Annotated in this window: 13 protein-coding genes; 7 read left to right on the forward strand and 6 right to left on the reverse strand. The window is 73.1% G+C overall.

Annotation, left to right across the window (positions count from 1 at the left end; genetic code table 11):
- Positions 1-5: 5 nt before the first annotated feature.
- Both ABZS51_RS13775 and ABZS51_RS13780 read right to left on the reverse strand, forming a co-directional pair.
- Positions 6-593, reverse strand: a complete 588-nt coding sequence (locus ABZS51_RS13775) for a hypothetical protein (protein ID WP_355439818.1) — start codon at positions 591-593, stop codon at positions 6-8.
- Entirely contained in the window at positions 590-1,141 is a 552-nt protein-coding gene (locus ABZS51_RS13780) for a sigma-70 family RNA polymerase sigma factor (protein WP_355439821.1), read from the reverse strand. The genes ABZS51_RS13775 and ABZS51_RS13780 overlap by 4 nt, the downstream gene beginning before the upstream one ends.
- A 162-nt stretch (positions 1,142-1,303) precedes the next feature.
- On the opposite strand from ABZS51_RS13780, the gene ABZS51_RS13785 reads away from it, so the two are divergent.
- Positions 1,304-2,350, forward strand: coding sequence for a hypothetical protein (locus tag ABZS51_RS13785; RefSeq protein WP_355439824.1), 1,047 nt, complete (start codon positions 1,304-1,306; stop codon positions 2,348-2,350).
- A 90-nt stretch (positions 2,351-2,440) separates the two neighbouring features.
- Here ABZS51_RS13785 and ABZS51_RS13790 read toward each other — a convergent pair whose 3' ends face one another.
- A complete protein-coding gene (locus tag ABZS51_RS13790) occupies positions 2,441-3,634 on the reverse strand; it encodes an FIST N-terminal domain-containing protein (RefSeq protein ID WP_355439915.1) in 1,194 nt (397 codons plus the stop codon).
- 171 nt (positions 3,635-3,805) lie between these two features.
- Between ABZS51_RS13790 and ABZS51_RS13795 the strand changes: the two genes are divergently transcribed.
- The 3 genes from ABZS51_RS13795 (at position 3,806) to ABZS51_RS13805 (ending at position 8,026) form a co-directional block, all read left to right on the forward strand.
- Positions 3,806-5,197: a sigma 54-interacting transcriptional regulator gene (locus tag ABZS51_RS13795; protein WP_310709703.1), complete on the forward strand. Its 1,392-nt coding sequence runs from the start codon at positions 3,806-3,808 to the stop codon at positions 5,195-5,197.
- A gap of 63 nt (positions 5,198-5,260) precedes the next feature.
- Complete coding sequence (locus ABZS51_RS13800; protein ID WP_355439828.1) at positions 5,261-6,028, forward strand: hypothetical protein; 768 nt, start codon at positions 5,261-5,263, stop codon at positions 6,026-6,028.
- A gap of 30 nt (positions 6,029-6,058) precedes the next feature.
- Positions 6,059-8,026: a hypothetical protein gene (locus tag ABZS51_RS13805; protein ID WP_355439831.1), complete on the forward strand. Its 1,968-nt coding sequence runs from the start codon at positions 6,059-6,061 to the stop codon at positions 8,024-8,026.
- Positions 8,027-8,049: 23 nt separating this feature from the next.
- Here ABZS51_RS13805 and ABZS51_RS13810 read toward each other — a convergent pair whose 3' ends face one another.
- Positions 8,050-8,472 (reverse strand): DUF6292 family protein, encoded by a 423-nt coding sequence (locus ABZS51_RS13810; RefSeq protein WP_310709701.1) that lies wholly within the window; start codon positions 8,470-8,472, stop codon positions 8,050-8,052.
- A 149-nt stretch (positions 8,473-8,621) separates the two neighbouring features.
- Here ABZS51_RS13810 and ABZS51_RS13815 point away from each other — a divergent pair, with 149 nt between their 5' ends.
- Entirely contained in the window at positions 8,622-8,756 is a 135-nt protein-coding gene (locus ABZS51_RS13815; protein WP_310709700.1) for a hypothetical protein, read from the forward strand.
- 10 nt (positions 8,757-8,766) lie between these two features.
- Positions 8,767-9,195: a DUF2269 family protein gene (locus ABZS51_RS13820; RefSeq protein WP_310709699.1), complete on the forward strand. Its 429-nt coding sequence runs from the start codon at positions 8,767-8,769 to the stop codon at positions 9,193-9,195.
- 100 nt (positions 9,196-9,295) lie between these two features.
- Here ABZS51_RS13820 and ABZS51_RS13825 read toward each other — a convergent pair whose 3' ends face one another.
- Positions 9,296-10,435, reverse strand: a complete 1,140-nt coding sequence (locus tag ABZS51_RS13825; protein WP_355439835.1) for a cystathionine gamma-synthase — start codon at positions 10,433-10,435, stop codon at positions 9,296-9,298.
- 35 nt (positions 10,436-10,470) lie between these two features.
- The gene (locus ABZS51_RS13830) at positions 10,471-10,707 is read right to left on the reverse strand and encodes a hypothetical protein (protein ID WP_355439838.1); all 237 of its coding nucleotides are present in this window, start codon (positions 10,705-10,707) and stop codon (positions 10,471-10,473) included.
- 139 nt (positions 10,708-10,846) lie between these two features.
- Here ABZS51_RS13830 and ABZS51_RS13835 point away from each other — a divergent pair, with 139 nt between their 5' ends.
- Entirely contained in the window at positions 10,847-11,989 is a 1,143-nt protein-coding gene (locus tag ABZS51_RS13835) for a histidine kinase (RefSeq protein WP_355439842.1), read from the forward strand.
- The last annotated feature ends 7 nt before the right edge of the window (positions 11,990-11,996 follow it).

An 11,996-nucleotide genomic window follows, 5' to 3' on the forward strand; every position in this document is an offset into this window, starting at 1 on the left:
CGGGGTCAGCTACCGGCGGGCGGCCGTCCCTCGGGGCCGCCGATGTCGTTCCAGCTCGGGTCCTGCACCACGACGCACGGCTTGACCGGGCCGTCGATCACCCGTCCCGAGAACTGCCACAGGACCTGTGGCTTCACCGGGCCGGAGGTCTGCTCCTCGTTCATGGTGAACTCCAGCAGCAGCGTCTGGCCTTTCGCGATGTACCGGGGCTCGATGTCCACCCCTCCAGCCCGCACATGGGCGGCCTTGTCCCCCGGCACGACGCGGCCCCTGTCGCGCCTGCACCAGGTGCCGGGCTTGACGTACGTCACGTCGGCCGTGACGCCCAGCCGTGCCAGGTCCTTCTCCAGCTTGTCCGCGTCTCTGAACTCCTTGATCTCGATGCCGATCGTGCCGTCGGTGTTCTTCGTCACCGCGTACGCCGGGGATTCGGTGCCGGTCAGCAGCGGCACGGCCACGGCGGCCGCGGCGGCCAGCCCGGCCACCGCCGCCCCCGCGAACAGACGGCGGACGGTCACCCGGCGGCGGTGCTCCACCCCGCGGGCGGCGACTTCGGCTTTCAGCTCCATCAGCAGGCGCTCCTCGAAACTCATCCTGTGGTTCCTTCCATGACGAGGGGAACGTCGCGCAGCGCGCGGCGCGCGCGGTGCAGCCGGACCCGGGCGGTCCCCTGCCGGATGCCGAGGGCCTGCGCGGCCTCCGTGACGGTGAGCTGGTCGATGACGATCAACTCCATCACGGCCCGCTCCCCCTCGGGCAGCCCGGCCATGGCCTCGAAGGCCCGCCTGGCCCTGCTCTCCGCGTCGATCCGCTCCTCCAGGCGCGCGACGTCGTCGGCGTCCAGCAGTCGCCGGCCGCCCACGCGGTCGGCCAGCCTCGACTCCCTGAACGCGCGGCGCCGCTCGGCCGAGAGCGTGTTCCTCGCCACGCCGTACAGCCACGCGATCTCGCTGCCCAGGCCCGCCCGGTAGGTGTGGGCGGAGTCGAGCACTGCCACGAACACCTCGGCCACCAGGTCGGCGACGGTGTGAGGGTCCTCGACCCGGCGGGCGAGGAAGCGGGTGACCGCGTCGACGTGCCGCCGGTAGAAGGCTTCGAAGGCCACGGGATCCGTGGCGATCTCCGCCTGTTTGCGACGCACCGGCCAAGCTCCCTTCGTCGATCTACACCCCTGCTTGGAAGGAGCCCACCGAAGCGTTACAAGCCTGACAGTTGTGATCTATGACACGAATCACCGCCTGTCGGCCGCTGACGGGTGCGGACCGTGCCGGGGCCGGGCGCGGGAGCCCCTACCCTGGCCGTCATGCGCAAGATCGTGGCCCTCCTGGGCGTCGCCGCCATGGCGACCGGTTGCGGCCTCGTGCCCGCGCCGCCTCCGGCCCCGGGCGTGCTGGGGCGGCAGCAGCAGGTCATGGCCGCGTGCATGAAGGGGCGAGGCTTCGCGTACGCGCCGGCCGCACCGGGGACTCCCGCGCCACCGGCCGCCGACGAGCAGCGGCGCCGCGGGGGCGACCAGGCGGCGATGCGCGCGTACCGCTCGCGGTACGGCTACGGGGTCTTCGCCGCGCTCGCCCGCCCGAACGACCCGCTCGCCCACGTCCCGGAGACCCTTCCCCCGCAGGCCGATCTCCCGGCCGCCGAGACGCCGGTGACACCCCCCTCCGCGCCGGCCGCCACCGCGGACCCCACGCCCACGCGGACGCACGCGCCCGAGCCGCCGGCCGTCGGCACGCCCCTCGCCGTGGAGCCACCGGCCGTCGGCACACCCCTCGCCGTGGAGCCGCCGCCCGAGACTCCCGGGCCGGCCCGCACCAGGGCGCACAGCGCGGCGGGCACGGACGCCTACGCCGCCGCCGGCGCCGAGTGCTACGTCATCACCGTCAAGCAGGTCCTCGGCCGGGACGTCACCGACGCGGCCCACCTGCGCCGGCAGTACGTCCGGGCGCTCGGACGGGCCTGGAGGAACGAGCTGGACGCCGACCCGGGACTGATCGCCCTGGCGGGCTCCTACGCCTACTGCCTCACCGCCAAGGGGTACGAGGTCACCGCCACGGCACCCACCGAGGTGGCCACCTCGGAGCGCGACCGGTTCGCCGCGCTCCTGGAGCGGCTGGAGAAGTCCGCCGCCCGGCACCGCGAGGGGAAGCGGGTGCAGAGGCGCTCCCCCGCCGACGTGTCGGACGAGTCGCGCCAGGTCCTGCCGGCCCGCGAGGCCGAGCGGTACCTGCGCCGGGAGATCGCCTCCGCGCTGGACGACCTGGAGTGCGGCGCGCGGTTCTTCGCCGTCTACCGCCCCCGGCAGGAGGCCGTGGCGGAGCGGCTGGCCACCACCTGGGGGCTGGTGCCGTAACGGTCGCCCGCCAGGATCAGCGCCGCCGCGCCGGCCGGCCCGGCGTCCTGGCCCCGCGCGGTCCGGTGCCGCCGACGTCGATCGTCGGGATCACGCCCCGTCTGCCGTACCCGGGGAGAAGACCAGCACCGACGCCGTGAAGGCGTGCACGTGGTTGTGGCCGCCGACCGGCCCCACCTCCCCTGCCGCGAAGAACCCGGCCATGCCGATCGGGCCCAGCGTGTCGCGCAGCGCCACCGGGTCGTGGTCGGCGCTGCCGAACATGGCCGACCCGCGCCCGTTGCAGGAGAACAGCAGCGCACCGTCCGCCTGCCCGAACTCGGCCCGGTGGGCTTCCAGCAGGTCGTACAGGTCCTCGTCGGCCGTGGCGGCGTCGCGCACCTGGAAGCGGACGGTACGCCCGATCTCCACGATGTCGCCGATGGCCACGGCCTCCCGCTCCGGGTCGATGCCGATCACGCCCCGGATGAGGAAGTCGCCGCGTTCGTGGCGCTCGGCGTACTCGTCGATGGCCAGCCCGATCTGCAGGCCGGCGGCGACCAGCTCGCGGTCGTCCTCGTCGAGCTCGCTGACGATGTCCTCCAGGCGCGCCAGCGCGGGCTGCCCGGCCAGCTCCAGCAGGAGGTTGTCCTCGGCGCGGGTGACGACCATGGACGGGCCGATGGGGCGGCACCCCTGGCTGACGACGGTGCTGATCCGCACGGGGCCGCTGAGCAGCACGCCGATCGCGCCCTCGGTGTAGATCTCGCCGTCGGCGAACAGCCGCACGGAACCGCGCCCGTGTGAGCCGTTGGCCAGGCCGCCGATCAGCGGGAGGTCGCCGAGCACGTCCGCCGACCGCTCGACGAACGCGTCCGTCGGGAACGAGTAGGGATCGGCCAGCAGGATCGCCACGTGGTCGTCGGGGCCCCGGTCGGGCAGCCCGACCACCACGAACCGGTCCTCCGCGTTCAGCGTCTCCAGGGCGAACGGCGTCAGCCGCGCCTCCCCCAGCGTGGCCGCCCACGCGCTCACGGACGGCTTCAGCTCCACTCCCTGCCCGTCTCCGATCACTCCTGTGGCACTGCAGCCGATCACGTGCGCGTCGGGCGCGAGCGCCATCGCCCGCTGCCCGGCCCGCGCGACGTCGTCGGGGTCGTCACCGCAGATGAAGAAACAGACCAGGTCCGCCTGGTCGCCGAGCCGGGACAGCGCCTGTCCCACCGCACGCTCGGCGAGCTTCTCCAGGTCCGCCTCCTCCAGGTCCGCACCCACGGCGAGGCCGTCCGCGAAGCGGCTCGTCATCAGGGCCACGCTTCCCGCCTCCCTCGGCAGCTCCAAGTTCCCTAGGCTCCGATTCTCCCCACTAAAGGAACAAGCACGCACACGACGCGTCACTCAATCAGCAAGATCCGTCATCTGCGCCGGACGCGAAACCTCTGCCGCATTCGTCGCGGGGGACGTAGTCTCGATCCCGTGCATCAGCCTCTAAATCTCCGCGAGTTGCGAGAAAGCGGTCACGTTCATCGCACCGTGAAAGCAGAGGTCCGCGAGAACCTGCTGGCCAGACTGCGCGCGGGCGAGCCCCGCTTTCCCGGCATCGTGGGCTTCGACGACACCGTCCTGCCGCACCTTGAGCGGGCTCTGCTCGCCGGGCACGACCTGGTCCTGCTCGGTGAGCGCGGCCAGGGCAAGACCCGGCTGATCCGCACGGTGACGGGCCTGCTCGACGAGTGGACGCCGGTCGTCGAGGGCTGCGAGATCAACGACCACCCGTACGCGCCGGTCTGCACGCGCTGCCGGGCCCTCGCCGAGGAGCTGGGCGACGAGCTGCCCGTCGCGTGGAAGCACCGTGACGAGCGCTACGGCGAGAAGCTCGCCACGCCCGACACGTCGGTGGGCGACCTGATCGGCGACGTCGACCCCATCAAGATCGCTGAGGGGAGGCGGCTGGGCGACCCGGAGACCGTCCACTACGGACTGGTCCCGCGCACCAACCGCGGCGTCTTCTCCGTCAACGAGCTGCCCGACCTGGCCGAGCGCATCCAGGTGGCGCTGCTCAACGTGCTGGAGGAGCGCGACATCCAGGTCCGCGGCTACAACCTGCGGCTCCCGCTGGACGTCCTGCTCATCGCCAGCGCCAACCCCGAGGACTACACCAACCGGGGCCGGATCATCACGCCGCTCAAGGACCGGTTCGGCGCGGAGGTCCGCACCCACTACCCGATGACGGTCGAGGACGAGCTGGCGCTGATCCGGCAGGAGTCGGTGCCCGACATCGGTGCCGACGTGCCGGAGCACCTCGTCGAGACCATCGCCCGGTTCACCCGGCTGGTCCGCGAGTCCACCTCCGTCGACGCCCGCTCGGGCGTCTCGGCGCGCTTCTCCATCGCCGCCGCCGAGACCGCCGCCGCCTCCGCCGTGCGCAGGGCCGCCATCACCGGCGAGGACCGGGCCGTCACCCGGGTGTGCGACCTGTCCTGCGTCGTCCACAGCCTGCGCGGCAAGGTGGAGTTCGAGGTCAGCGAGGAGGGCCGGGAGACCGAGATCCTCGCCCACCTGCTGCGCCGGGCCACGGCGGAGACGTTCCGCAGCCGGCTGGGCGGCATGGACCTGTCCGCGCTGATCGAGAAGTTCTCCCAGGGCAACCAGGTGGAGTCGGGCGAGCTGGTGCCGGCCGGCGAGCTGCTGCACCGGATCGGCCCGGTCGACGGCCTGGCCAAGATCATGTCCCGGCTCGGCATGGGCACGGGCGAGGAGTCGCCGGGGCACGCCGCCGCGGCGCTGGAGTTCGCCCTGGAGGGCCTGTACCTCATGCGGCGGCTGTCGAAGGACGACCTCGACGGGGTGACCGTCTACCGGACGTGAACATCTGACGTCCCTCCCGCGTCAGAGTGGGTGTCCATCACTCTGACCGGGGGGAACCGTCCCATGCGCCCGTTCGTCCATGTCGCCGTCCTGGCCCTGTGCGGTCTGCTCTGCGCGCCCGCGGCACCGGCCGCCGCCACCGCGGCCACCCGCGCCGCACAGGCCGAGGCGAAGACCGAGGCGGTGTTCGGCTACGCGTGGGCCGACGGCGCCGGCAGGCTGCGCGTCACGCCCCGCGCGGCCACCTACCGCAAGCCGCTGCACCGCTTCACCGCCATCGCCGGGGCCCGGCGGCTCACGCTCGACTACACCGGGGCCGCCTACCGCCGCGTCACCGTGGCCTGCGACCTCAAGGAGACCGAGGGCCAGATCGCGATCGACGGCAGGGGACGCGGCACCACCCGGTGCGCTCCGGGCGACCTGACCGAGAGCCTGCGCGGCGGCCCGGTGCCGGTCCACGTCGAGCACCGCGACGGCCGGGCCGTCACGGTCAGCGAGGTCCTGGTCCAGCCGTCGCCCTCCCGGGTGGTGCGGGGCACGCTCCGGCCGGCCGGGGACTCGGCCGTGCTGTTCACCCGCGCCGGCCGTACGGTGCGGCTCGGCTACACCCGGGCGGCGGCCTTCAGCCGCGTGACCCGGGGGTGCCGCGACGGCTGGCTGACCGGCGAGCCCGTCAACGCGGACGCGAACGGCCTCGGCCGGAAGGCGTGCACGGGGGCCGACCTGGCCAGGGCGCTGAGAGGCGTACGGCACCCGGTGGCGGTCCGGGTCGACTACGTGCCCCTCTCCGAGGAGGTCCAGCAGGTCTGGGAGGTCTACCGGGACGCGTGAACGGGCTCGTGGGGTTAGCGTGGGTCCGTGATGGCCTACCGCTATGGCGAGTACCACGACGGCCCCGACCCCCTGGCCCCGCCGTACGACGTGCGGGCGGCGCTGGACGAGATGGGCGACGCCATCCTGTCCGGCTCCACCCCCGTCCATGCCCTGCGTGACCTGCTCAAGCGGGGCCTGCCGGGCGCGAACGACCGCAGGGGCCTCGACGACATGCTGCGCGAGGTGCGCCGCCGCCGCCGCGAGCTGCGCGACAGCGGCCGCCTCGACGGCACCCTCGAACACGCCCGCGCCCTGCTCGACAAGGCCATCGGCCAGGAGCGGGCCGAGCTGTTCCCCGACCCGTCCGACGACGCCCGGCTGCGCGAGAGCGAGCTCGACGGGCTGCCCGACGACACGGCGAGCGCCATCCAGGAGCTGAGCTCGTACGAGTGGCGCTCCACCGCCGCGCGGCAGACGTTCGAGGAGCTGCGCGACCTGCTGCGGCGCGAGGTGCTCGACACCCAGTTCCGTGGGATGCGCGACGCGCTGGCCGACCCCGACCCGGCGGCCATGGAGCGGGTCCGGCAGATGATGGCCGGCCTCAACGACATGCTCGACAAGGACGCCCGGGGCGAGCACACGCAGGCCGACTTCGACGCGTTCATGGAGGAGTACGGCGACCTGTTCCCCGAGCGCCCGCGCGACCTGGAGGAGCTGGTCGACATCCTGGCCCGCCGCGCCGCCGCCACGCAGCGGATGCTGGCCTCGATGACGCCCGGCCAGCGCGAGGAGCTCAACAACCTGATCAACCAGACGCTCGACCAGGCCGGGCTGTCGGACCAGATGCGCCGCCTCGGCGAGTCCCTCTACGCCCGCCGCCCCGACCTGGCCTGGGACACCCCCGAGCGGCTGGGCGGCGAGGAGCCGCTGGCGATGGGCGACGCCGTGACGGCGCTGGAGGAGCTGGCCGACCTGACGCGGCTGGAGTCGGCGCTGCGGCAGGACTACCCGGGCGCCCGGCTCGACGACATCGACGAGGCCGCGGTCCGGCGCGCGCTCGGACGCTCGGCGGTGGACGACCTGGAGGCGCTGCGGCGGATCGAGCGGGAGCTGGAGGAGCAGGGCTACCTGCTGCGCCGCCGCGGCAAGCTGGAGCTCACCCCCAAGGCGGTGCGGCGGCTCGGCGAGACGGCGCTGCGCCGGGTGTTCTCCTCGCTCGACGCCGGCCGGCGCGGCGACCACGACCTGCACGACGCGGGCTCGGCGGGCGAGCTGACCGGCTCGTCACGGCCGTGGCGCTTCGGCGACGAGCAGCCCATCGACGTGGTCCGCACGCTGGTCAACGGCGTGCGCAACGGCGGCCTGCGGCGGGCCGAGGGGTCGCCGGGGAGCGCGGTGCGCCTGTCGGTGGACGACTTCGAGGTGGCCGAGACCGAGCGGCGCAGCGCGGCGGCCGTCTGCCTGCTGGTGGACCTGTCCTACTCGATGGCGCTGCGCGGCACCTGGGCCGCGGCCAAGCAGACCGCGCTGGCCCTGCAGGCGCTGGTGGCCTCGAAGTTCCCGCAGGACGCGGTGCAGATCATCGGGTTCTCCAACTACGCGCGCGTGCTCCAGCCGGACGAGCTGGCGGGCCTCGACTGGGACATGGTGCAGGGCACCAACCTGCACCACGCGCTGCTCATCGCGGGCCGCCACCTCGACCGGCACCCCGACTTCGAGCCGGTGGTGCTGGTGGTGACGGACGGCGAGCCGACGGCGCACCTGATGCGCAACGGGCAGTCGGCGTTCGAGTGGCCGCCCTCCGCCGAGACGCTGGAGCTGACGCTGGCCGAGGTCGACAAGATGACCAGGCGGCGGGCCACGCTCAACGTCTTCATGCTGGCGGCCGACGAGCGGCTGAAGGAGTTCGTGGAGGAGGTGGCCCGCAGGAACGGCGGGCGGGTCTTCTCCCCCGACGCCGAGCGGCTCGGCGAGTACGTGGTCAGCGACTTCCTGCGGCTGCGCCGCGCCCGCTGACCCGGCCGCTCCCGCGAGGGAGGTCAGGCGTCGATGAGCCGGGTGTAGAAGTCGAGGGCGACGTCGAAGCCGTCGCGGCAGTTGCGGTGGGAGCGGTAGCAGGGGCGCCAGGCGGTGCTGGAGCCCACGCCCTCGCGGGCGTCGGCGAGCGCCGCCGGCACCCGCTCCGGCCGGGGCAGCAGCCCGCCGCCGAGGTAGCGGACGCCGGTGAGCTCGGTGTGCCGGCCGGGTTCGCCGGCGACGTAGCGGCCGAGCCGCCAGCCGCTCTCCTCGTCCCACACCAGTGCCGTGCCGTCGGCGAGCCGGACGGTGACGGCGCGGGGGTCGCAGGGACCCTCCCACCAGTCGGAGACCTCGGCGCCGAGCTGCTCGACGACGAGGCGCGCGTAGCAGACCGGCTGCTTCAGCCACTCATCGGTATACGGCTCGACGTGCCTGATGGTCACGGAAGACACCCCCATGTGTCCAAAGGGTGAGAAAAGTGGGACGGTCCCCAACCATACCCGCGCCGAACTTATTCCGTTGCCACACCGTCTAGTCATTACGGACGATATTTACGTCCACGACGGGGAAGGAGGGGAGTCAGATGTTGCCCATGATTGTGTTGATCACGCTCATGGTGGTGGCCGTGGCCGTCACCGAGCTCGTCATGCACTGCTCCCCGGACGGCAAAGACGGCGTCGAGGCACCGCTGGGTGTCGAGCCCACGGTCGAGATCGCCGGGGACTAGTCTCAGCGGCATGTCGTTGCTTCTCTGGCTGCACATCGGCTTCGCCATCTTCACCGTGGGCCCGCTCACCGCGGTGACCATGGCCGCGCCCCGCGCCATCCGCACCAAGAACGTGCCCGTCCTGCAGAGCATCCAGCGCACGACCCGTGTCTACGGCATCGGCGCGCTGGGCGTGCTGGTGTTCGGGATAGCGCTCGGCGCGGTCATGGGCGGGGGCGTGCTCGGCAAGTGGTACATGACGGCGTCGATGACGCTGTTCATCGTCGCCATCGTGCTGATCGTCATCATCGACCGGGATCTGCGCTCGGCCGTCCGGATGCTCGCGAGCACCGAGACGGACGACGACGCCAAGGTCCAGAACGGCCGGATCGCCGCCATCAGCGGGCTGCTGGCGGTGATCTGGCTGGTCATCCTCTTCCTGATGGTGGTGCCGACCTAGACGGCCTGATGGTGGTGCCGACCTGGACGGCCTGATGGTGGTGCCGACCTGGACGGCCTGATGGTGGTGCCGACCTGGACGGCTCCGCCAGGCCGGGCGGTCAGCCCAGCGCGCGGCTCAGGTCGGCGAGCAGGTCGTCGATCGTCTCGATGCCGACCGACAGCCGCACGAGGTCGCCGGGCACCTCCAGCGGCGAGCCGGCCGCGGAGGCGTGCGTCATGCGGCCGGGGTGCTCGATCAGCGACTCGACGCCGCCCAGCGACTCGCCCAGCGTGAACAGCTCGGCCCGGTTGCACACCGCGACGGCCTCCTCCTCGCCGCCCGCGACCCGGAACGACACCATGCCGCCGAACCTCTTCATCTGCTTGGCGGCGGCCTCGTGCCCCGGGTGCTCCTCCAGCCCCGGGTAGAGGACCTGGGTGACGCGCGGGTGGGCGCGCAGGAGGTCGACGACGCGCTCGGCGTTGTCGCAGTGGCGGTCCATCCGCACGCCGAGCGTCTTCAGGCCGCGCAGCGTGAGCCAGGCGTCGAACGGCCCCGCGACCGAGCCCATGGCGTTCTGGTGGTAGGCCAGCTCGTCGCCGAGCCCGCGGTCGGCCGCGACGAGCGCCCCGCCCACCACGTCGGAGTGGCCGCCGATGTACTTGGTGGTGGAGTGGACGACCACGTCGGCGCCCAGCGCGAGCGGCTGCTGCAGGTACGGCGAGGCGAAGGTGTTGTCCACGACCAGCAGGGACCCGTTGTCGTGGGCGAGCTGGGCCAGGGCCGCGATGTCGGCGATGCCGAGCAGCGGGTTGGTCGGCGTCTCCAGCCACACGATCCGCGTCTTCTGCGTCATCGCCGCGGCCACGGCGTCGAGGTCGCCGAGCGACACCGGGTCGAAGTGCAGGTCCCAGCGGGCGTTGACCTTGGCGAACAGCCGGTACGTGCCGCCGTAGGCGTCGTTCGGGATGATGACGTGGTCCTGGGGCCGGCAGACCGTGCGCAGCAGCGTGTCCTCGGCCGCCAGGCCCGAGGCGAAGGCCAGCCCGCGCGCCCCGCCCTCGACCGCCGCCAGGGCCTCCTCCAGCGCCGTGCGCGTGGGGTTGGCCGAGCGGCTGTATTCATATCCGGAACGCAGGCCGCCGACGCCGTCCTGCTTGTAGGTGGACGTCGCGTAGATGGGCGGCACGACCGCGCCGGTCAGCGGGTCGGGCTCCTGACCTGCGTGGATCGCCAGGGTTTCGAAACCGTTCGTCATAGGCCCCACGGTAACGGACGCGCCCCGCGACCGGCTCAGGCGGCGGCGGGCTCGTGCCGGTCGTCGCGCGCCGGGTCCGTCAGCCGGACGACCTCCGCCTCCACGCGCGGCTCGCGGCGCGGCACCGGGATGTACCGGCCGCTGCCCGTCTCCGCGTCGTCCTGGCCGGTGTGCTCCCCGTTGATGCGCGAGAGCAGCACCGGGTCGGCCACCGCGAGCAGCAGCCCGACGACCAGTCCCAGCCCCAGCAGCGTGAATCCGATGACCACCATGGCCTCGTCCCCCTTCCGACGTGTCCAGCATGCGCCGGGGGCGCCGGCCGCCGCCTCCGCTGAAGGGCCGGTCCTGGCCGCCGCCGCTCGGCCGAACGGCCGATACGGGCACTCCGACTTCCGGCTTAGGCTCCATGGCGTGGGGGACGGCAGGCGCATCGTGTACTGGATCAGGCGGCTGAGCGAGATCGCCGTGGTCGGCTGGCTCGGCATGATGCTGCTGGTGGACATGGCCGTGGCGGCCAAGGACGGCGGCCCGCAATGGCTCGTCCCCATCACCGGGGCCGCGGGCATCGTCGCGGTGGCGCTGCGGCGCCGGTGGCGGCTGGAGGGGTTCGCGGCGCTGGCGGGCATGTCGGTGGCCGTCACGGTGGTCCTCGCGGTCACCGCGACGCCGGGTGCGCCCGGGTCGGCGGAGACCGGCGCGTTGCTGGTCCTCACGATCGGCGTGCTGCGCCACGTGGATCCGGTGCGGCGTGCGGCGGTGATGTGCGTCGTCGCGCTGGTCGTGCTGATGGCCGAGGGCGGCTGGCGCCTGTCCGACGGGAGCGGACTGGCGTTCTCCTTCCTGCTGTTCGCGGGCTGGTCCACGGCCACCGGCATCGGCGGCTACCTCCGTTTCCAGCAGGAGCGCCGCGACGAGGCCGTCCACGCCGTACGGCGGGCCGAGCGCCTGGAGCTGGCCCGGGAGCTGCACGACCTCGTCGCCCACCACATCACCGGCATCGTGGTCCAGGCCCAGGCGGCCCGCACGGTCGCGGAGACGAAGCCGGAGGCCGTGGTGCCAGCCCTGGACGCCATCGCCGGGGCCGGCGGCGACGCGCTCGGCGCGATGCGGCGCCTGGTCACGGTCCTGCGGGCGCAGGAGGAGGCGGCCCGCACGCCCGGCACGTCACTGGCCGACCTGCGTCACCTGACCGAGCGGTTCTCCGTGAACGGGCAGCGGGTGGCGTTCGAGATCGGGCAGGGCATCGACGACCACACGCTGCCGCCTGAGGTGATGACCACGCTGCACCGGGTGCTGCGCGAGGCGCTCACCAACATCCGCAAGCACGCGCCGGGGGCGTCGTGGATCGAGGCGGCCCTGCGGCTGGCGGACCGGGTCGCGGTGCTGCGGGTCAGCAACTTCGGGTCGGCGTCCGACCCGCGGCTCTCCCGGCTGGGCGGCGGGTTCGGGCTGGTCGGGATGGCCGAGCGGGTGGAGGCGCTCGGCGGCAGGCTGTACGCGGGCCCGACCCCCGAGGGCGCCTGGGAAGTGGTGGCCGAGTTCCCCCTGCCCTGAGAAGGCC

Source organism: Nonomuraea sp. NPDC005501, assembly GCF_040605905.1.
Classification (GTDB): domain Bacteria; phylum Actinomycetota; class Actinomycetes; order Streptosporangiales; family Streptosporangiaceae; genus Nonomuraea.